Here is a 21,562-nt window from a genome sequence, read left to right as displayed (position 1 = left end):
CTCACAGGTAACAAAACTGTCAGAGCTTTGTAATAAAAACATCATAGCGCAAGTAAATACTGCGCTTATGAATAGCAAAGATCGGCCACAAGCCCCACACTATCGCAGTGTATTTATATCTGACGTGCACCTAGGCACCAAGGATAGCAAGGCAAGCGAACTCAACGATTTCTTAAAAAGCCACCGCTTTGACCAGCTCTATTTAGTCGGAGATATCTTTGACGGCTGGCGCATGCGCAGCGGCATACACTGGCATAAAAGCTTTAATCGGATCATCAGCCGAGTGCTTAAAATAAGTAAAAATGATATCCCCGTATATTACATTACAGGCAATCATGACGAGTTCTTACGCAAGTTTGCCAATAGCCATTTTGAAAACATTCAGCTGCTAAACCGCAAAGACCATATATGTGCTGATGGTCGACGCCTATTGGTTATTCATGGCGATCAATTTGAAGGCCTCACTCACTGCGGCCGCTTCTTAAAGTTTATTGGTGACCGTGGTTACGACTTTCTTATGCTGATCAACCGCTCCGTCAACCATCTTCGAGCTCGCTTTGGTTTTGGCTTTTGGTCTTTTTCCGCTTATCTAAAAACGCACCTAAAGCGTGCTCAACGTTATATTCACGACTATGAACACGCCGTAGCCCACGGCGCAGCAAAGCAAAATTATGACGGTGTTATCTGTGGCCACATTCACCAAGCAGCCATTAAAAAAGTCGAAAACACCGATTATTACAACACTGGCGACTGGGTCGAGTCGTGCACGGCCATTGTTGAGCACCACGACGGAAAAATGGAGCTCATCCACTGGCTAGAGCACCCACTTCGTCTGTCTATGGCGCAGGCAAAAAAACAAAAAATAAAACTCAAAAAGAAAAAGACTAAAGCCCTAGTCGAAACGATGCCTTAATTAGGTTCGTCTTTTTCTTTCAACCGAGATCCGCAATGCAAACAATACTTGGCAGCTAGCTCATGAGCCTCGGCATGACATCCACTACACTGCCTGCGCTGCTTTTCTCGGTTCATTTCCTGAGTGAGCTCTGCCGTCAAGATCCCCGTTGGCACAGCAATAATTGAATAGCCCGTTAACATTGCTATCGCCGCAATAAACTGCCCCAGCGAGGTTTGTGGGGTGATATCACCATAACCTACCGTTGTGATCGTAACGATGGTCCAATAGACACTTTTAGGGATACTGCTAAAACCATTTTCAGTCCCTTCTACAACGTACATAAGAGAGCCAAAAATAATCGACAACACAAATACAGAAAAGAAAAACACTAATATTTTACGTCGGCTGTGTAACATCGCTCTTAGTAGAACATTTGCCTCACTTAAATAGCGCGCTAGCTTAAGTATCCGGAAAACCCTAAGTACCCTGAGCAAGCGAACGATTAATAAGTAATTTGCTCCCGGAAAAATTAAACTAATATACGACGGCAGTACCGATAACAAATCCACCACCCCATAAAAACTGCGAGCATAGCGAAAGGGGTTTGGAGCACAATAAAGCCTAAGTGCGTATTCCAGCGTGAAGACCAAAGTAAAAAACCATTCCGCTATACGTAGCAATAGTAAGCTTCGCTCTGACAAGTCACTTAAACTTTCAATCATTAAGACCAAAACACTGACGCAGATAAGCATAATCAAGATTAGGTCAAAGGTTTTGCCCAAACGGGTGTCTGTACCAAATATAATTTCATAAAGCTTTAACTGGGCTGGGCTACGAGTCATTTAAACTCCAATATGTGCTTATCACGATGGCTGTGCCAGAATACCACGCTGTTTGTTGGTGGAGATAACCATGAAAGAAAAGAACACCCGCTTGGTCTACAGCACAGACCAAGGTCGCATTAAAGACAAGGACAAAACAACACCACAAAAGACTGGTGACGGCATTATCCGTATTCGTCGCGAAACCAAAGGCCGCAAGGGTAAGGGCGTAAGCTGCTGCGAAGGTTTTGAACTAGAACCTAAAGCACTTAAAGACCTAGCCAAGAAACTTAAGCAGCTATGTGGCACAGGCGGTGCTGTCAAAGATGGCATTATTGAGATTCAGGGCGATCAAAGAGAAAAGCTGAAGCAATACTTAGAAACACAGGGCTTCCAAGTCAAGCTCTCTGGTGGCTAAGCTGGTTTAAAACTTGCAGACATCTTAATCACGGTAAGAAACGACAAAAATCCGTCGACTGAGGTAATGCACATGAATACAGTAGATTACTGGCAAATCTTCGACAGTGGTCTCAAGATCGCCATGGGAGCTGCGCTAAGCTTTGGCTGCCTTTGGGCTGCAAACTGGTGGCGACAAAAGCAGGGCCAACCAGGTATTAGCGGTGGGCATCGACGCCGCATTGGCCTACTTGAACAAATAAGCAGTGATGTTGGCCGGGTCAACCATAGCTTCGCCAAGTATTCAGCCTTGGTGATTGAAAGCACTCGCTTTGGCAAACGTTGGCCCCCCGCACGCAAGCAGGAGCTCGAGCGAATTAACTCGGAACTAGTTAAAGAGTTTGAGAAACTCGCGGAAGCGGAAGCGAGCCTGCTTATGCTGGGCGAAAAGACCATGGAAAAAACCTTGCGTTTATACGGAGCCAAAATCGCCCTGTTTCGCAAGCAAGTCTATATTGGCCGGCAAGATATCAGTGAACAGGAAATCGCGGAACTAAAAACCTCGATTCTCTCTTTACGTGAACAGTTTTATGAATTGTTAAGCCGCCGCTATGACAAACTATTAGCAGCTTAATAGCGACAAAAAAAGGGCCTAGAGCCCTTTTAACATAGGCACTTAGGCTACGAATCAATGCGGTGGAAAATCGGCCGCATATTTCATCACCCATTCATTAGCGGCTTCTTCACTACTCAACTTACGCCCCTCGCAAGCTTCAATAGAGCGTCGGTAATGCTCGATATAACAGACCTGCTCTACCATTCGAATATTGTAAGCTGAGCAGTTCTCATCAAAGCTCAAGCCCACTTCATAATGGCCTCCTTCCTGATGGCACCAAGCTACCTGCCCTACGGCTTCAAAAGGAGGTTTCTCTATAGGAATACTAATATGTAATTGCGCGCCTTTGGGCAAAGCAATGTGGCTCTCAAAGCAAAGACCACCGCGACTAACATTGATAATAGAGGCCTGATCTGAAGTGCGCCCACACTCAATAGTATCAATCTTAACTGGGATAGACGAAGGGTGACGAATAAAGCGCCGTATGACTGCCTCGTCATTGACAGCCTCATTGGGCTTTAATCTTTGCTCAGTGCTGGTGCTAGAACCATTACCTTCGGCCTTATTCATCGGGCCTCCTACTGCTTTAGCTTAAGGGTCTACCTCAAGCTATAGCTCACAGAAAGCCACTTTCCCAATTATTAGGGGCTTGGTTTAGAATAAATCTTGCTGAAGATACTTTTTGACAGGCCCAAATGAGCGACGGTGAATTGGTGTAACACCTAAACGCGCCAATGCTTCTAAGTGCACCTTAGTAGGGTAGCCTTTATGAGAAGCAAAACCATAACCTGGGTATATAGCATCAAAGGCTTGTAGCTCACGATCACGAACGACCTTGGCCAGAATAGACGCCGCACTAATGGCCGCCACTTTACCATCACCTTGCACAATGGCTTCGGCCTTGTAATCCCATTTTGGCAGCTTATTACCATCAACCTGTACAAAATCAGGCTGAGGGTCTAAAGCCTCTACGGCTCGCTTCATCGCAAGTAAGGATGCCTGAAGAATATTAATCGCGTCAATTTCCTCAACAGAGGCTCTAGCCACAGACCAGGCGAGCGACTCTTGCTTAATAAGCTCAAACAAAGACTCTCGCTTTTTGTCCGTCAGCTTCTTAGAATCGTTTAAACCTTCGAGCTCAAAGTCTTCAGGTAAAATAACAGCCGCAGCGACAACATCACCGGCTAAAGGACCTCGACCAACCTCATCCACTCCCGCAACAAGCATTAAGCCAAACTCCTTTGATATTGCTCAGAAATAGCCTTAGCCGCGGAAGCACTAGCGTCGTTACGAAGCTTAAGGTGCAGCGTTTTAAATAAAGAGGTGATTTCTTGCGACTTATTACTTTCACGAATCAAAGAGTCTAGCTCTTCAACTAGATTTTCAACCGTTGCGGCATCTTGCAAGAGCTCTTTAGCTACCTCTTTATTGGCAAGCAAATTAGGCAAACCGACCCATGGTACCTTAACCAGACGCGAAAGAATGGCCCAAGTGAATGGAGGCCACTTATAACAGATAACCATAGGTTTTTTTAATAACATGGCTTCTAACGTGGTCGTCCCCGAAGCCATAACAACTAAGTCAGAGGCCGTCATTGCCTCGTGACTTTGCTCAAGCAACAAATCTATATAAGGCGGTAATACGCCATCAAGTAAATCAAGTATCTGTTGCTGGCGTGCTTTATTTGCTGCTGGTAAAACAAAGCGTAAGTCGGGGTAGCGCTTAACAAGTTGGGCCGCAGCATCCAACATCATAGGCAATAAAAAACCTACCTCAGAGGAGCGACTGCCAGGCATTAGCGCAACAAGTTTAGCCTCAGCAACTTGCTTATTATTGAGGCCAAGTTGTTTGCGAGCTCCGGCTTGATCTGGGTCGAGCTCAAACTTATCCGCCAAGGGATGGCCAACAAACGCAACCGGCACATCGTGTTTTTTATAAAACTCAGCCTCAAACGGTAGGAGGCAAAGCATAAGGTCTACGCTCTTCTTAATGCCTTTAATGCGCCCTTGGCGCCAAGCCCAAACAGAAGGACTAACGTAATGAACAGACATAATGCCCAAGCGCTTTGCTTCTTTTTCTAACTTTAAATTGAAGTCCGGCGCGTCGATACCAATAAAAATATCAGGTTTTGTCTCCCGAAATAAGCGTTTAACGCCACGCAGCATGGAGAGTAACTCAGGCAAGCGCTTTAAAGGCTCAATAAAACCCATAACCGCCAAGCGTTCCATCTCGTAATGAGAAACAAAGCCCTCAGCCATCATTTTAGAACCGCCAATACCGTAGAATTCAGCATTAGGATAGATTGCACGAAGAGCTTTAATAAGACCAACACCAAGCTGATCACCGCTTTGCTCACCGGCAACCAACATGATTTTTTTTACAGATGAGCACATAGGATTGGCTTAACGAACAATGCCGCGAGAGCTTCGCTTTAAACTCGCTAATAAAACTTCGATTTTATCGCAAGTAGAGGCTTGTGATTCTATTTCTGCAATCGCTTCTTCAAGCGTTAAACCTCGGCGATAAATCGCTTTATAAGCCTGCATAATCGAGCTAATTTCAGCTTTATCAAAACCGCGACGTTTGAGCCCTTCAGCATTAATACTACGAGCCTCAGCGGGAGCACCATAAGCCAATACATAAGCAGGTACATCTTTACCAATCGCAGTGCCCATTCCTGTAAAAGCATGGGCACCAATCGAACAGTATTGATGAACAAGTGTAAAACCACCCAGAATAGCCCAGTCATCAATATGAACATGGCCGGCTAAAGCGGTGTTGTTAACCAAAATACAATGATTGCCTATGACGCTATCATGCCCGACGTGAACATAGGCCATTAGCAGGTTGTCATTACCAACACGAGTCTCGGCTTTATCCTGAATCGTGCCCCTGTGTAAGGTCACACCTTCTCGAATAATATTTCGATCACCAATAATCAGGCGAGTATCTTCACCTTTATATTTAAGATCGGGAGTATCTTCCCCCACAGAAGAAAACTGATAAATACGGTTATCTTCACCAATAGTGGTAGGCCCTTTAATGACCACATGAGACTCCACCGTTGTTCCCGCATCAATCTGTACGCCTGGACCTATATAGCTCCAAGGGCCAACAGAGACATCACTCGCAAGCTCTGCATCTTTATCAATAATCGCGGATGGGTGGATAAGGGCTTGTGTCATTAGGATACTTTACGGTCTGCACACATGATATTAGCAGCAGTTACCAGTTGCCCTTCAACTGTTGCTTTACACTCAAACTTCCAGATACCACGTTTTTCCGAAACAATCTTGGCCTCAATATAGACTTGATCACCAGGCACAACCTGACGCTTAAAGCGAACGTTATCAATACCTGCAAATAAGTAGACAGAACCATCGTCTGGAGTTTTATTCATGGTCTTAAAACCTAAAACACCACAGGCCTGTGCCATTGCTTCCACAAGCATTACACCAGGGAATACCGGAAAGTGCGGGAAGTGGCCCTGAAAAACTTCTTCGTTAATAGAAATATTTTTGTAGGCGAGAATTCGCTCCCCCTCTTCCAACTCCACCACACGATCAATTAATAACAGCGGGTAGCGGTGAGGTAAGTATTTACGAATTTCCAGTATATCCATCATCGGATTAGTCCCCAAACATTCAAACCCAGCTTAAGCTGGGTCTATTTTTCATTTAATTGTTTTTCTAGCTGCTTAACACGGTTAAACAGCTCATCTAATTGTTTGTAACGCACAGAAGCTTTTCGCCACTGTGGTATGTCCAAAAGTGGCGAAGCCGAAGCAAATTGACCAGCTACTTTATTGCCCTTTGTGACAACGGTGCCACCATGGAAATAAGTGCCATCAGCAATACTAATATGCCCATTAATACCTACACCACCTGCAATTTGGCACTGTTTGCCTATATCGGTACTACCGGCAATACCAGTGCAGCCAGCAATGGCACTCCCCTCACCAACACTGACGTTGTGAGCAACATGCACCTGATCATCAATAATGACGCCATCGGCAATCACGGTATCCTCAATGGCTCCGCGATCTATCGTCGTATTGGCACCAACCTCGACGCGATCACCAATCAGAACACGGCCAATTTGATGAATTTTTTGCCAACCATCTGCACTCGGAGCAAAACCAAAACCATCTGCGCCAATAGTTGCGTTGGCATGAATAATCACATCACAGCCCAACTCAACTTGATGGTAAATCACGACATTGGAAAACAAGATTGACCGTGCACCAACTTTTGCTTCATCGCCAACACTGACACCCGCGTACAGCTCAACATCATCACCAATAACGGCACCAGCCCCGACATGACAGTGAGGACCAATGGCGACATTAGCACCAAGCGTTACACCCTCTTCGATAACCGCACTGGGGTGGATTCCGACTTGGCGTTTACGCCGTGTTTCAAACAGCCGACTTAATTTGGCATAACAAAGGTAGGGCTCTTCACTAAGCAGCTTATTGCCAGTAAAAGCATCAGCCTCTGAAGGTTTTAATACCACTGCCGATGCTAAGCACTCACTTAAGCTTGCCGCATATTTAGCAGAAGATAAAAAGGAAATTTGATTTTCTTGAGCGCGATCTAGATTGGCCAAGCCACTGATTAAACAGTTGGCATCACCATCTAAACGAGCATCAAGTAAGTCTGCTAGTTCAGCAAGTCGATAGCTTTTCGCCATTGCACTTCGCCTTATTTTTTCGCTTGCTGCTTATTAAGCTCCGCAATCACTTTGCCAGTAATATCCGCAGCAGGCATAGATACAATCGTGGTGTCTTTACGCAAGATGATATCGATATCTTCGGCTTTAACTAGAGCTTCTAAAATAGCTGGTAATTGCTGCTGACCACCTTGTAACAAGCCTTTCAGTAAGTCATCGTTTTCTTTTTGAATACGCTGAACGACTAATTGAAAATCAGCTTGAACAAACTCAATCTGCTTGCGATGTTCCGCCTTTTGCTCATCGCTCCAAGTAAGGCCTTTTTTCTCAACTTCTTCGGCCAATGCTTCAAGGTCAGCTTTTAAACCCTCGGCTTCTGCAATTAACTTTGCATATTCAGGCTTTTGTTGTAGCGCTTGCATTGCTTGCTTAGCACTATCGGTTTGCATAATAGCCTGCTGCGGATCAAACACCACAACTTTACCTGCAAAGCTTAACGGAGCAACAATCAATAAAAGAAAAACACTAAACGGTTTAATAAATTTCATAAGAATATCTCTAGATCCATGTTGTTATTAGAAACCAGCACCAAAGGTGAACTGAAACTCTTCAGTTCTATCAAATTGACTCTGGTTAATTGGTAAGGCATAGCTAAAGGTCATTGGGCCCATGCCCGAAATCCATGTAAAGCCAATACCATAAGACGAACTCAAGTGATTAAGACTAGGAGTAAAACAGTTTGCTTGAGTATCACGGCAGTACGTTGAAAAAGAGTTACCGGCATCAACAAAAGCCGACAGCTGCATAGAGCGGCTATCTTCAACAAAAGGAATAGGCAAGATGAGCTCAGTACTAAACTCCATCTGTACATTACCGCCAATTGCATTATCTCGTGTTGCAGACGTGCCTTCCGAGCGGTGTGTTAACTTACCACTTTCACACGTGCTAAAAACACCACCAACGATGGTGGGCGTTGCATCGTCACAAAGGATATACGCAGAGCCTAGCCCCTCTCCACTGTCAAACACGCCATTACCATTTAAATCCTGCCAACCAGATGAAGCGGTCTCGTACTCTCGAGAAAAAGTGCCTCGAGGCCCCAAGGTCGATTTTTCAAAACCACGTACCGAACCAAAACCACCGGAATAGAAATTTTCAAAGAATGGCAACTCATCCATGCTGCCATAGCCATCGCCATAACCTAAAGAGGTTTTAAAACGAAGTACAAAATCTTTAGTAATCGGTTTAAAGGCCTGAGCATCATAAAAAACCTTGTAATACTGCATGTCTGAACCAGGAGCCGTAATATCTATACGCAAGTTCTGCGAGCTACCGCGCGTTGCCAATATACCGCGATTCAAGGTAAAGCGACTCCAACCCAAGTTAAACTTACCGGTATTAAAGGCATGGCCATATTTATCGATAAAACCCTCTTCGCCGTCATATAACATAGAGTCTTCAATGGCAAAAGTAGGTAGGGCATATTCACCCGATGGAGAGTTAAAAAGGTCGCTGCGATTAACATAATTAAGCTGAGCAAAGTCATGCAGATAAGGGCTACGGCGAATCTCTTGCGGGGTATAAGCACCAGTCGTCAAGGTTTGATGCTCAAAGGTCAAACCGAAATTAAGGCGAGAAATCTCCGATATAGGATAACCAAAGCGCACACCTAAACCAAAAGTGTCGACACTGTAATTAGCAATCGCAAAGTTTTCCGTATCACGCGTATTATAAAACGCGTTAAATCCACGACTTACACCGTCGGGGGTATAATAAGGATCGGTATAACCCAAATTATAAGACGTAGTATACGAGTTTTTATTAACTCCAAAACTAACCTGCTTACCAGTACCTAGCCAGTTGTTTTGAGAAACGCTCACACCTAAATTAATACCACTGTATTGGGCATAACCGACACTAGCGCTAATAGAACCGGAAGGCTGCTCCTCGACAACGTAATCAACATCAATAAGGTCATCGCTGCCTGGAACATCACGGGTATCAACATTGACCTGTTTAAAATAACCTAAACGTTCTAATCTCACCTTGCCCTGTTCAATACGAGCGTTTGAAGCTGAAGAGCTTTCCATTTGGCGCATTTCGCGGCGAATAACTTCGTCAGAGGTTTTAGTATTGCCGCTAAAACCAATACGACGCACATACACTCGCTTACTCGGGTCTACAAAAAAGGTGAGTTCAACCGTTTTTTCTTCTTCATTTTTTTCTGTCAAACCTTCGACTTCAGCATTGGTATAACCGGCATTGCCTAATAAGGTAGTAATGTACTGAGACGTCGCATCTAACTTAGCCTGACTATAGGTATCTCCCTCACGCAGAAGAATCAAACGGCGCACACTTGATTCTGGCAGCACGGGGTCACCACCTACATCTACTTTAGAAACCGTATAAATATCACCTTCATTTAGGTTCATGGTGATATATACATCACGACGGTTAGGACTGATGCTTACTTGGGTAGAAACAACAGAAAAATCAAGATAACCCTGATCGAGATAAAAAGACTCTAGGCGTTCGATATCACCGGTTAACTTCTCTTTAGCGTACTGATCATTGCTGGAGAAAATAGTGGTCCACTTAGCTGTTGTCAGTTCAAACAGGTTAATAAGCTCTTTATCACTAAAAATTTCATTACCAACAAAGTTGATATGACGAATCTTAGCTGACTTACCCTCATCGATAAGTACTTCGATATCAACCATGTTATTAGGCAGCTCAATCACTTTGGCCTCTACCGAGGCACCATAACGAGCTTGAGCAATGTAGCTTCGCTCTAACTCTCGTGCAATACCCTGCAACTTCTGACGCTGTAAGATTTCGCCTTCAGAGATGTCATTATCGGAAAGAACCTCCTCTAATTGCTCCGTCTTCATGGCTTTATTGCCGTCAATCTCAATCGACTTAATTGCTGGCCTTTCTTGAAGAATAACAATAAGGACATTGCCTTCACGCGCCATTTGCACATTCGAGAAAAAGCCGGTCGCAAAGAGGTCTTGAATGTTATCGCGCACACCCTGGCTATCGATAGTGTCGCCGACACGCACCGTTAATGCCGCAAACACAGGGCTTGCCGACACTCGCTGTAACCCCTCTAAACGGATATCAGAAACAGTAAAGCTTGTTGCCCACAAATTTGCGCTTAACAATAAAGGCAGTAGGCTAAATAAAACGCGTGTTAACACAAAGTAAAACCAATTCTTGTTCTTAGTTCAGGGCCTAAAGGCGCATTAGGTCATTATAAAAAGCAACAACCATAAGACACATTAGTGCAGCCATTCCGGCTTTAAATCCCCACATTTGCGCCCGCTCTGACAGCGGACGCCCCTTAACCCATTCGGCAATGCAATAAAGAATGTGACCGCCATCCAAGACTGGGATGGGGAGAATATTCAGTACAGCCAATACAACACTGACATGAGCCAAGAACGACATAAAGGCCCAGAAGCCATACTGCGCTTGGTCGGCGGCCACTTTAGCAATGCCTATGGGGCCGCTCAAGTTTTTTATCGAGATTTCAGCAACGAGCAGCTTCTTTAAGGAAACAAAAACAAAGCTAATTGCTTCCCATGTTTCTCCGCCGGCGCCTACTAAGGCTTGCAAAGGACTATATTGAACAAGCTTGCGCATATGCTCAGGCATACGAGGAAGTTCAACACCAACCCCCGCATAACCATAGACCTTGCCATCATCGGCTGTTTTCATGTTTGGAATCAGACTTAACTCACGCAGCTGCCCAGCACGCTCGACCGCCACCAATAGTTCCTTTCCTGGGTGAGCCTGAATAAGATCCACCCAATGATACCAGTCTTTAATTGGCTCACCATTGGCAGCAACCAAGGCATCCCCAACCTGAAAACCAGCCGCTTGTGCTGCTCCACCCTCAACAAGCTGCCCAACGGTCTGCCCTAAAGCGGGGTAAAAGAAACTCAGCCCAAGAGACTCTAAGGGCTTAGGGTCCTCAACGGCACTTAACCAATTTGAAATACGCACAGGGCTTTCATAGGTTAAGCCGCCGTCTTCGTAACGCGTACTAATAACAATATCGCCGGTTTCACCTAAGCGCTTAAGCAAAGCTAGGCGTACATCTCTGCGCCCTGGTGTAGGCTCACCATCGACAGCAATAATTTCTTGCCCCTCTCCTAAACCAGCAAGCTCAGCCGGAGAGCCCAGCTCAACGTCACCAATAACAGGACTATAAACCAAGGTTCCATTTAGCAAGATGGCCCAGTAAAGAACAAACGCCAGAAGAATATTAGCTGCGGGGCCTGCAGCAGCAATAGCAATACGCTGGCCAACGCTTTTACGGCTATAGCTGTAAGCCAGCTCGTGCTCTTCGACAGGCGCCTCGCGCTCATCAAGCATTTTCACATAGCCACCCAAAGGAATGGCACTTAGAGCAAATTCGGTCCCCTGCTTATCACGAAAGCTTAACAACCTTGGCCCAAAGCCAATAGAAAAGCGCAATACCCTGACGCCACAGCGTCGTGCAACAAAAAAGTGCCCGAACTCATGAACTGCCACCAAGATGCTGATAGCTAGCAAAAACCATAAAACTGTTGTTAAAAAAGGCACCCAGCTTTCCTCAGCTTAAGAGCGATGCCAGAACACGGTCTGGCGTTTTTATTAGCATCACAATCTGACCACAGCCACCTGATATAAGTTCCGGATGATCAATTGTACATTTATTGATAAATCAACTCGCGTGAGCGAGCACAAGAACAAGTAAAGGAATAGCAGCAACAACACCATCCAAGCGATCGAGCACGCCGCCATGCCCAGGCAAAATGGAGCCGCTGTCTTTAATGCCTCGCTCGCGCTTAAGCATACTTTCCAGCAAATCCCCAAGCACCGATACAAGCGCGACAGGAGGAATCAACACTAAGAGGAAAGGCAGACTCAGAGCCAAAACAAAGTACCCATAAGCCAAGCCCACCAATAAAGAAAGCAACAAGCCTCCCCATACTCCGGCCCATGTTTTACCAGGACTCACCGCTGGGGCCAACTTACCTTTACCAAAAGCTCGACCACTAAAATAAGCGCCGCTGTCAGCCGCTGCCACCAAAAGCAATGCAAAAAGAATTAATTCAATACCATTCGCCTGCTGGCGAAGCCATGCCACTGAAAAAAGAGCGGGAAGCAATACCAAACCACCCATAAATAGGCGCACCCACTTAGGCCGCCATAACACGCTGCTAGCGGGATAAGACTGCACCCACAGCAAAGCCACCGCCCACCAAGTGCAGGCAACAATAGTGGCCTTAGCCGTTAAAGCGGTCTCTGCAGCAAAAGACGAAAAATAGAAAAACGCGACGGCCAGTGCGGCAATGAATAATGTGTAAGCCAAGCGAGCCCAAGTAGAAATAAGCCCGCTTAAATTAGCCCATTCCCAAGCCCCTATAGCAAACACGCCTGCAATCACCGCAACAAATACAAACCAAGGACTCAAAAAGAGTAACGACAAAAAGCCCAGCATTAACACCGAGGCAGTAATAACACGCTGTTTAAGCACCTGATGCCTCTTGCGCAAGCTGTTCGGATGTTTTACCGAAGCGGCGCTCTCGACCATAAAAACAATCAACTGCTTGCTTTAAGGCCTCTTCACCAAACTCAGGCCACAACACAGGGCTAAAAAATAATTCAGCGTAAGCCGCTTGCCACAACAGGAAGTTCGAAATGCGCGTCTCACCTCCTGTACGAATCAATAAATCGAGCTCAGGCAGCCCCTCTGTTGTTACAGAGTGGCCAAGCAAGTCCTCATCGATCAACTCCGGATCAAGCTTCTCATCACGTACTTTTATAGCAAGCTCTTTCGCGGCATTAGCAATATCCCAACGACCACCATAATCAGCAGCAATGCACAAAGTTGCATCGCCTTCTGAAGCGATGCTTTCAGCATCGTTGATTGCCTTAAGTAACTTAGGGGAAAAGCGAGCACGATTACCAATTACCTTTAAGCGCACCCCTTCTTTTTTTAACTGCTTAGCTTCTTTTTTTAAGTAGCTATAAAACAAGCTCATCAAGGCTTCAACCTCTTTAGGAGGACGACGCCAATTCTCAGAGCTAAATGCAAACAGGGTTAAAACCTCAACCCCTTGTGCACGACAAGCCGAAAGCACATCGCGGATACGCTCAACTCCGACCTTATGGCCGGCAATACCACTGCGCCCTTCTCTTCGAGCCCAACGGTTATTACCATCCATAATGATGGCAATATGGCGTAGCTGTTTTGCACTCACGTTTCGACTCCGACTTATATTTCCATCAAATCTTTTTCTTTAACACTTAAATCAGCGTCAACTTGTTTAATGTTTTTATCGGTAATCTTTTGAATATCGTCAGCAGCGCGGCGATCTTCATCTTCAGAAATTTCTTTCTCTTTGAGCAGGTCTTTCACCTGACCTAGAGCATCACGACGAATATTACGGATAGCTACACGAGCCGTCTCCGCTTCAGAACGCGCGTGCTTAATAAAATCTTTACGCGTCTCTTCCGTCAATGCCGGCATAGGCACACGAATTAGTTCACCTGTAGTTGCAGGGTTCAAGCCCAAATCGCTTTTCATGATGGCCTTTTCTATTTCAGGCACCATGCTTTTATCCCAAGCAGAAATGCTCAAAGTACGAGCATCAAGCACGCTTACATTAGCCACTTGAGACAGCGGGCTTTCCGAGCCGTAATAGCTCACTTTTACACCATCAAGAATGCTTGGATGAGCGCGGCCAGTACGAATTTTATTAAATGCCACACCTAAAGCCTCAATACTTTTAGTCATGCGGGTTTGAGCTTCTTCTTTAATCTCATTAATCATTTACACTCTCCTCTTTGATCAAGGTGCCTTCATCTTCACCAACAACAATACGCAATAAAGCCCCAGCTTTATCCATTTGGAATACGCGTACTGGCATTTGATGATCTTGACACAAGCAAATAGCAGTTAAATCCATTACGCCTAATTTCTCAGCTAGCACCGTGTCGTAACTCAACGTGTCATAGCGAGTAGCGTTTGGATCTTTCATTGGGTCAGCAGTATAAACACCATCAACTTTAGTGGCCTTTAATACCAATTCGGCCTCGACTTCAATACCACGCAAACACGCGGCAGAGTCAGTAGTAAAGAAGGGGTTACCGGTTCCTGCAGAGAAAATAACCACCTCACCATTTTCAAGCTGGCGAATGGCTTTACGACGATCGTAGTGCTCAACCACACCCGACATAGGAATTGCGCTCATGACATTAGAGCTGATATTTGAACGCTCAAGCGCATCGCGCATAGCCAAGGCATTCATCACTGTTGCAAGCATGCCCATGTGATCGCCAGTTACTCGATCTAAGCCCGCGTCACTTAAAGCTGCGCCACGAAACAAGTTACCGCCGCCAATCACTAAGCCGACCTGCACACCAATACCAACTAACTGACCAATTTCTAAGGCCATTTTATCTAGCACCGCAGGGTCGATACCAAAACCCTGCTCCCCCATTAACTGTTCGCCACTAAGCTTCAGTAGAATTCGTTTATATTTACGGTCACGGGTTGAGGCCATATTGATTGTCCTGTGCGCAGAAAATTTGGGGAATTCTAACAGCAAAAAGGCGGAATAGATATTCCGCCTTTTTAAGAAATACAGCCTGAAAAGACAGACTGATTAAGCTTTAATCAAAGAGCTATTACGCCTTGGAAGCAGCGACCTGAGCTGCAACTTCAGCTGCAAAATCAGCCTCTTCAACCTCAATGCCTTCACCCACTTCAAAGCGAGCAACAGAAGCAATGTCAGCACCAGCAGCTTTAACCAACTGACCAACGGTTTGATCAGGGTTTTTAACAAACGGCTGCTCAACCAAAGAATTCTCTTTCAAGAATTTCTTGATACGGCCACCCATCATTTTCTCAACAATCTCAGCAGGCTTGCCTTCCATATCCGGCTGCGCCTTGATCACATCTTCTTCTTTCTTAAGCATGTCAGCTGGCATATCTTCAGGACGAATAACCTGAGGATTGCTAGCAGCAACGTGCATGGCAACATCTTTAGCAACAGCAGTTTCACCGCCTTTCAACTCAACCAATACAGCGATACGGTTATTCGAGTGAACATATTCAGCCACAACACCTTCAGTAGCCTCAACCAACTGAACACGACGAATACCAATATTCTCACCAATTTTCTGCACTAGCGCCTGACGTGCAGCCTCAAGAGACTCATCAACCAACGCTTCTACAGAAGCTGACTTCTCAGCAAAAGCCTTTTCAACAACCGTGCTAACAAAAGCTAAGAAACCCTCATCACGAGCAGCGAAGTCGGTCTCACTGTTAACCTCAACAACAACGCCAAAACTGCCATCTTCAGCGACTTTAGCGGCAACAACACCGTCCGCCGCAGTACGACCTGCTTTTTTAGCTGCCTTTAGACCAGAAGCCTTGCGTAGATTTTCAATCGCAAGATCAACATCACCATCGGTCTCTTTAAGAGCCTTTTTACACTCAAGCATACCTAAGCCGGTACGCTCACGTAATTCTTTTACCAACGCCGCAGAAACTGCCATTCGTCTGTCCTCTATTCAAAGGGTAATAAAATAGGAAAAGCCGCCGCTACTGTAGTAACGGCGGCTTAAAAAATTATGACAAGTGCTTATTCGCCAGCTTGCTCAACAAACTCATCTTTATTAGGCACTTCTGCAGTTGCAGCCTTACCTTCAAGACAAGCATCAGCCATCGCTGCAGTGTAAAGCTTGATCGCACGAATCGCATCATCGTTACCAGGGATAACGTAGTCAATACCTTCAGGGTTGCTGTTAGTATCAACAACACCAATCACTGGTATACCTAGCTTGTTAGCTTCCTGAATAGCAATGCGCTCATGATCAACATCAACTACAAACAACGCATCAGGCAAACCGCCCATATCTTTAATACCACCGATAGATAGCTCTAGCTTAGCCATCATACGAGTGCGCATTAACGCTTCTTTCTTAGTTAGCTTTTCAAAAGTACCGTCTGTAGCCTGAACACTTAGCTCACGGTAACGACGGATAGAAGCACGGATGGTTTTGTAGTTAGTCAACATACCACCCAACCAACGGTGGCTTACAAAAGGCTGGCCTGCACGCTCGGCCTGCTCTTTGATGCTCTTACCAGCTGAACGCTTGGTACCAACAAAAAGAATTTGTTTTTTCTGAGAAGCCATTTGCTTAACAACGTCTAGGGCTTCATTAAACTTAGGCACAGTGTGCTCTAGGTTAATAATATGAATCTTGTTACGCGCACCAAAGATGAATTGACCCATCTTAGGATTCCAGTAACGAGTTTGGTGACCAAAGTGGACACCTGCAGATAGCATATCGCGCATGCTTACTTGTGGCATAGGATTTACCTTTTAATACATTAGGGTTATTACGTCCGCCTAGCCCTAGAACCCAACCCACATGGGGCACCCAGATTCAGATACAGATAGGCGTGTGATTTAGCCCGAAACATTCGGGGCGCGCTTTATACCACAAAAAACCCAAAAAACCAAAACTCAAGCCAAAGTCATTGCCATCCACCTAACTATAATCGCGGCGCCCACCATCAGGCATATGCTTAAAGCGCTTAATCACCCACCAGTAACGAAGGAGCTGGGGCTCAATCATATCGCCGATCGCCTCATTCACCTTATTAGTATCCGCCTGCAAGTCACCACTGGGGTAATTCTCAAACGCAGGAAAAACTCGACCGCGATAGGTGGAGCCATCTCGATATATGGTAAAAGGCAATACCAGCGCCTTGCCCGAAGAAGCTAAGCGCGGAAGAATCGCTGGGGTACTGGCGGGGACCCCCATAATAGGCGCAAACAAAGAGGCGCTATTACTCACCTCGATATCCGCTGGATACCAAACCATGCCTTTATTTCTAAGCGCACGCATAACACCACGCTGATCAGTCGACGACAGTAGACGGGTGCACAAACGATGGCGGCGCCCCTCCAAAAAGGCATTGACCACGGGGTCTGAATCACGATAAGTGGCAACAACTTCACGCCCCTCGGTACCAAAATACTGGAGAAATATACCGGTCATATCAATGGCGCCCATATGGATAAGCAAAACAATAATACCCTTATCCTGAGCGAGCGCCGCCTGCCAGTGCTCCTCTCCATCCAAACGATAACGCCCCTCTACAAACTTTGCAGGGTCGTTAAACCAAAAGAAGAAGGTTTCCATAAAGGAAATACCCAGCTCAAGACAACACTCTTTTACGGCCGCTTTATAATAAGCATCATCTTTACCCGGCTGAACCAAGCGCAAATTAACCTCAGTAGTTCGACGCGTTTTCTTACTCAAAAGATAAATCAAGCGCCCTACTGCACGCCCCATAGGAAAAACTGTCGAATTAGGCAAGCGCGCCAGCAACCAGAAAAAAGCCAATAAAATAGCCAAAGCCCAATACTTAGGGTGCCAACAACGCTTATTAAATAGAAACATGAGAGTGCTTATCTGCTTAGAACAAGCCTGCCATTTTTAGGCAAAGCCCCATGCCAGTCAATGAGCCCAAGTAACAACAAGGCGGCAAGAATACGATATGAAAGCAAGGTGTACGCCTTCGCATCGGCAAATGCTTACTTATGGTTTAGAATGGCGACATTTATAGGGCTGCACAATCTACCTACGCGGCCAAGATGCATAACTGAGCACAAAGAGAGATTCATGGCTGTCATTATCAAGACCCCAGAAGAGATAGAGCACATGCGTATTGCCGGCCGTATGGCCGCCGAAGTGCTGGAAATGATTGAAGAACACGTAAAGCCTGGCGTCACAACTGCGGAGCTAGACCGCATTTGTCATAACTATATCGTTAATACCCTTAATGCGATTCCCGCACCGCTTAACTACAAAGGCTTTCCTAAGTCTATCTGTACTTCGGTCAATCAGGTGGTGTGTCACGGCATTCCATCTGAAAAGAAGACGCTTAAAGACGGCGACATCATTAATATTGATATCACCGTAATCTATAAAGGCTACCACGGTGACACCAGTAAAATGTTTTACGTCGGCAAAGTCGCGCCCCATGCGGCTCGCCTTTGCAAAGTCACCCAAGAAGCCATGTACAAGGCCATTGCTCTAGTTAAACCAGGAGCCACACTCGGCGACATCGGCCACGCCACACAAAGCCACGCTGAAGCCAATCACTACAGCATCGTACGTGAGTACTGTGGCCACGGCATTGGTAAAGGATTCCATGAAGACCCTCAAGTATTGCATTATGGGCGTAAAGGGACAGGCCTAGAGCTTAAAGAAGGCATGTGCTTTACCATCGAGCCTATGGTTAATGCAGGCAAGCGTCACACCAAGCTTAAAGGCGACCAGTGGACAGTTGAAACTAAAGATGGCCGTCTTTCTGCCCAGTTCGAACACACCCTCGCGGTAACAAAAGACGGAGTCGAAGTGCTTACTGCCCGCAAAGAGGAAAACTTCTAATGCATGTGGATCAGATCCCAGAATACACATGCCAGCCGTTAAGTTTTAATCAAAAACTTTTTCGCCAAAACCTCAAAGAGCAAGCGTTAATCAAAACCTTTAAAGATGCTATTTGCGGTATGAACGCTCACTTTGATATGCGCTTTAAAGAAGGTGACAGCATACGCATCCTGATTGAAGAGCGCGCCACTTTTATTGACATCATTCTGCACTATGCATGGCTCAGCCAAGACTGGGATAACGATGCCTGCTTAATCGCCGTAGGTGGTTACGGCCGCGGCGAACTACACCCCCACAGTGATATAGACCTTCTTATCCTATTTGATAACAACGTGGGCGATAAATACAACGAACAACTGCAAGCATTCGTTACCATGCTCTGGGACATAGGCCTAGAAATAGGCTCTAGCGTGCGCACCTTAAGTGAGTGCCTAACGATCGCTCGTGAAGACATTACCGTAGCCACAAACTTACAAGAATCCCGCCCTTTAGCGGGCAATAGCTCTCTCTGCCTCAAACTGCAAGAAGCCACAGGCCCAAAACATATGTGGCCGATGAAGGAGTTTTTTGCCGCAAAATGGGACGAGCAGATTCAGCGCCATCAAAAACATAACAACACCGAGTGCAACCTAGAGCCCAACATTAAAAATGCCCCAGGCGGTTTGCGTGACCTACAAATGATCAAGTGGGTTGCTAAACGCTACTTCGGTGTTCGTACTTTACGGCAACTGGAAGGCCAAGATTTTTTCACCGAACGTGAATTTGCCATGCTGCGTGGTGCAGAAGAGTTTCTGTGGGCGGTTCGCTTTGGTCTGCACATGGTCAGCGGCCGCGCCGAAGAACGCCTGCTGTTTGAATATCAGCGCGAACTCGCCGCATTATTTGGCTATAAAGATAGTGACAGCAACCTAGCTGTTGAACGCTTTATGCATAAATATTATCGCGTGGTGATTTCTCTTCGCGAGCTCAACGATGTGCTACTTGCCTATCTCGATGAGAAAATTAATGATCGAGATGGAAAACACGAGATCATAGCAATCAATGAGCGCTTTCAGCTACACGACAACTATATCGAAGTTGTGCAGCCACAAGTGTTTGACCAAAACCCAAGTGCTTTATTAGAAATATTTGTATTAATGGGTAAAGACCCTTCCATTAGCGGTATTCGTGGATCAACTATCCGATTGATTCGAGAGAAGCGCATTTTAATTGACGACGCCTTCCGAAAAGACGCCGCTAATCGCGCAATGTTTTTAGCAATATTTTCAATAGATTATGGTCTTGTTACCCAGCTCGGAAGAATGAAGCGCTACGGTGTTCTCGGGCGCTATTTACCTGCCTTTGGAAAAATCACAGGGCAAATGCAGCACGACTTATTTCATCGCTACACCGTTGATGCACACACCTTATTACTTATTAGAAATATTCGACGCTTTACCCAAAAAGAAGAGGAAAAACTTTTTCCTATTGCCGCACATATTATGCGTCATATTGCACGACCAGAGCTTCTTTATATTACCGGCTTATTTCATGATATTGCCAAAGGCCGTGGCGGTGACCACAGCGAGCTAGGTGCGGTTGATGCCACTGAATTCTGCCAAGAGCATGGGCTTTCAGGTAAAGAAACTCGCTTAGTTGCTTGGCTGGTAGAAAAACATCTATTGATGAGTCATATCTCACAGAAAAAGGACATCAGCGACCCCGATGTTATTCGAGACTTTGCACTCTTAGTTGGCGACCAGCGCCGGCTTGACTTCCTCTATGTATTAACTGTTGCCGATATGTGCGCAACCAACCCTGAGGTCTGGAACAACTGGCGAGCAAGCTTGATGCGGCAGCTCTATCTAGAGACTAAGCGTGCACTGAGACGAGGTTTAGAAAACACCGTCGACAAACAAGAGATTATTGAGGAGACTCAAAACCTAGCGCTTGCACGCCTCGCAGATAAAGACATTAGTCGTGCACAAGCTCACGAGCTATGGCGAGACATGGGCGACGAATATTTTATTCGCGAAAGCCATATTGATATCGCCAACCAAACTGAAGCATGGAGCACACACAACAGTCCAAAACCACTTATTTTGGTGAGCGAAACAACCAACGGTCAACTTGCAGGCGCAACTCAAATTTTTATTTGGGCTAAAGACGCTCGCCATGTCTTTATTGCCGCGACAACCTGCCTTGCACAACTTGGTTTAAATATTCAAGATGCCAAAATTTACCAAAGTGCCAATGGCTATACCCTTGATACTTTTTACGTATTAAATGAAAACTTTGACCCTCTTGGTGATGACCCAGAACTAAGCAAAAAAATTCACGACGCCTTGCAAGAGGAATTAGCCTTAGTTGGTGAATATTCCGACATTGTTAAACGTAGAACACCACGCGCGCTTAAACAATTTCCAACACCGACTCGCACGAGTTTAAGCAATGATATTGTCAGCGGCTACACCGTGCTTGAAGTCATCAGCCCCGACCGTCCAGGTTTCTTGGCCACAATTGCACAAGCCTTTATGGAGGAAGAAATCATCGTTCACAACGCTCGCATCTCTACTTTAGGCGAACGAGTTGAGGATATCTTTTTTATTACCGATGTAGCCGGTAATCCGCTAAGTGATGTTGCTCTTTGTGAAGAACTGCAAGATAAAATCTGCCGCCGCCTAGATCGCCAAATCAAAAAAGAACAAGCCCATTAAG

22 protein-coding genes are annotated in these 21,562 nt (G+C 45.7%); 5 read left to right on the top strand and 17 right to left on the bottom strand.

Annotated elements, in window-relative coordinates; translation table 11 throughout:
- Nucleotides 1-67 precede the first annotated feature (67 nt).
- On the top strand, nt 68-913 hold the full coding sequence (locus tag AB1S55_RS09335; protein WP_370981540.1) for a UDP-2,3-diacylglucosamine diphosphatase: 846 nt from the start codon (nt 68-70) through the stop codon (nt 911-913).
- On the opposite strand, the gene AB1S55_RS09330 is transcribed toward AB1S55_RS09335, so the two are convergent.
- Nucleotides 910-1,737, bottom strand: a complete 828-nt coding sequence (locus tag AB1S55_RS09330; protein WP_370981539.1) for an ion transporter — start codon at nt 1,735-1,737, stop codon at nt 910-912. The genes AB1S55_RS09335 and AB1S55_RS09330 overlap by 4 nt on opposite strands.
- A gap of 70 nt (nt 1,738-1,807) precedes the next feature.
- Between AB1S55_RS09330 and yciH the strand changes: the two genes are divergently transcribed.
- Both yciH and AB1S55_RS09320 read left to right on the top strand, forming a co-directional pair.
- Entirely contained in the window at nt 1,808-2,134 is a 327-nt protein-coding gene (yciH, locus tag AB1S55_RS09325; protein WP_370981538.1) for a stress response translation initiation inhibitor YciH, read from the top strand.
- A gap of 72 nt (nt 2,135-2,206) precedes the next feature.
- Nucleotides 2,207-2,746: an energy transducer TonB gene (locus tag AB1S55_RS09320; RefSeq protein ID WP_370981537.1), complete on the top strand. Its 540-nt coding sequence runs from the start codon at nt 2,207-2,209 to the stop codon at nt 2,744-2,746.
- Between the two features lie 54 nt (nt 2,747-2,800).
- Here the strand turns inward: AB1S55_RS09320 and AB1S55_RS09315 are convergent, their stop codons facing one another.
- The 16 genes from AB1S55_RS09315 to AB1S55_RS09240 all read right to left on the bottom strand — a co-directional run bounded on the left by AB1S55_RS09315 (nt 2,801) and on the right by AB1S55_RS09240 (nt 17,872).
- Entirely contained in the window at nt 2,801-3,298 is a 498-nt protein-coding gene (locus tag AB1S55_RS09315) for a PilZ domain-containing protein (RefSeq protein ID WP_370981536.1), read from the bottom strand.
- Between the two features lie 84 nt (nt 3,299-3,382).
- Nucleotides 3,383-3,955, bottom strand: coding sequence for a ribonuclease HII (rnhB, locus tag AB1S55_RS09310; protein ID WP_370981535.1), 573 nt, complete (start codon nt 3,953-3,955; stop codon nt 3,383-3,385).
- Entirely contained in the window at nt 3,955-5,121 is a 1,167-nt protein-coding gene (gene lpxB, locus AB1S55_RS09305; RefSeq protein ID WP_370981534.1) for a lipid-A-disaccharide synthase, read from the bottom strand. The genes rnhB and lpxB overlap by 1 nt, the downstream gene beginning before the upstream one ends.
- A gap of 9 nt (nt 5,122-5,130) precedes the next feature.
- Nucleotides 5,131-5,913 carry an acyl-ACP--UDP-N-acetylglucosamine O-acyltransferase gene (gene lpxA / locus AB1S55_RS09300; protein WP_370981533.1) on the bottom strand — a complete coding sequence of 261 codons (783 nt, stop codon included), beginning with the start codon at nt 5,911-5,913 and terminating at the stop codon, nt 5,131-5,133.
- On the bottom strand, nt 5,913-6,353 hold the full coding sequence (gene fabZ / locus AB1S55_RS09295; protein ID WP_370981532.1) for a 3-hydroxyacyl-ACP dehydratase FabZ: 441 nt from the start codon (nt 6,351-6,353) through the stop codon (nt 5,913-5,915). Before fabZ ends, lpxA begins: the two co-directional genes overlap by 1 nt.
- Before the next feature lie 41 nt (nt 6,354-6,394).
- On the bottom strand, nt 6,395-7,420 hold the full coding sequence (lpxD, locus tag AB1S55_RS09290) for a UDP-3-O-(3-hydroxymyristoyl)glucosamine N-acyltransferase (RefSeq protein ID WP_370981531.1): 1,026 nt from the start codon (nt 7,418-7,420) through the stop codon (nt 6,395-6,397).
- Nucleotides 7,421-7,431: 11 nt separating this feature from the next.
- The gene (locus AB1S55_RS09285; RefSeq protein WP_370981530.1) at nt 7,432-7,947 is read right to left on the bottom strand and encodes an OmpH family outer membrane protein; all 516 of its coding nucleotides are present in this window, start codon (nt 7,945-7,947) and stop codon (nt 7,432-7,434) included.
- A 27-nt stretch (nt 7,948-7,974) separates the two neighbouring features.
- Entirely contained in the window at nt 7,975-10,599 is a 2,625-nt protein-coding gene (gene bamA / locus AB1S55_RS09280) for an outer membrane protein assembly factor BamA (RefSeq protein WP_370981529.1), read from the bottom strand.
- A 34-nt stretch (nt 10,600-10,633) separates the two neighbouring features.
- Entirely contained in the window at nt 10,634-11,989 is a 1,356-nt protein-coding gene (gene rseP, locus AB1S55_RS09275; RefSeq protein WP_370981528.1) for an RIP metalloprotease RseP, read from the bottom strand.
- A 121-nt stretch (nt 11,990-12,110) separates the two neighbouring features.
- Nucleotides 12,111-12,926: a phosphatidate cytidylyltransferase gene (locus tag AB1S55_RS09270; protein WP_370981527.1), complete on the bottom strand. Its 816-nt coding sequence runs from the start codon at nt 12,924-12,926 to the stop codon at nt 12,111-12,113.
- A complete protein-coding gene (gene uppS / locus AB1S55_RS09265; protein WP_370981584.1) occupies nt 12,919-13,617 on the bottom strand; it encodes a polyprenyl diphosphate synthase in 699 nt (232 codons plus the stop codon). The genes AB1S55_RS09270 and uppS overlap by 8 nt, the downstream gene beginning before the upstream one ends.
- A 50-nt stretch (nt 13,618-13,667) precedes the next feature.
- On the bottom strand, nt 13,668-14,225 hold the full coding sequence (gene frr, locus AB1S55_RS09260; RefSeq protein WP_370981526.1) for a ribosome recycling factor: 558 nt from the start codon (nt 14,223-14,225) through the stop codon (nt 13,668-13,670).
- Nucleotides 14,218-14,958 (bottom strand): UMP kinase, encoded by a 741-nt coding sequence (gene pyrH, locus AB1S55_RS09255; protein ID WP_370981525.1) that lies wholly within the window; start codon nt 14,956-14,958, stop codon nt 14,218-14,220. Before pyrH ends, frr begins: the two co-directional genes overlap by 8 nt.
- Before the next feature lie 124 nt (nt 14,959-15,082).
- A complete protein-coding gene (tsf, locus tag AB1S55_RS09250; protein WP_370981524.1) occupies nt 15,083-15,955 on the bottom strand; it encodes a translation elongation factor Ts in 873 nt (290 codons plus the stop codon).
- An 86-nt stretch (nt 15,956-16,041) separates the two neighbouring features.
- Nucleotides 16,042-16,773: a 30S ribosomal protein S2 gene (gene rpsB / locus AB1S55_RS09245; protein WP_370981523.1), complete on the bottom strand. Its 732-nt coding sequence runs from the start codon at nt 16,771-16,773 to the stop codon at nt 16,042-16,044.
- Nucleotides 16,774-16,954: 181 nt separating this feature from the next.
- On the bottom strand, nt 16,955-17,872 hold the full coding sequence (locus AB1S55_RS09240; protein WP_370981522.1) for a lysophospholipid acyltransferase family protein: 918 nt from the start codon (nt 17,870-17,872) through the stop codon (nt 16,955-16,957).
- A 222-nt stretch (nt 17,873-18,094) separates the two neighbouring features.
- On the opposite strand from AB1S55_RS09240, the gene map reads away from it, so the two are divergent.
- Nucleotides 18,095-18,865, top strand: coding sequence for a type I methionyl aminopeptidase (gene map / locus AB1S55_RS09235; RefSeq protein ID WP_370981521.1), 771 nt, complete (start codon nt 18,095-18,097; stop codon nt 18,863-18,865).
- A complete protein-coding gene (locus AB1S55_RS09230; RefSeq protein WP_370981520.1) occupies nt 18,865-21,561 on the top strand; it encodes a [protein-PII] uridylyltransferase in 2,697 nt (898 codons plus the stop codon). Before map ends, AB1S55_RS09230 begins: the two co-directional genes overlap by 1 nt.
- Nucleotide 21,562 lies beyond the last annotated feature (1 nt).

Source organism: Agaribacterium sp. ZY112, from assembly GCF_041346925.1.
Classification (GTDB): domain Bacteria; phylum Pseudomonadota; class Gammaproteobacteria; order Pseudomonadales; family Cellvibrionaceae; genus Agaribacterium.
Note: the sequence above shows the minus strand (reverse complement) of the source record. Positions and strands in the feature narration are given on the sequence as shown.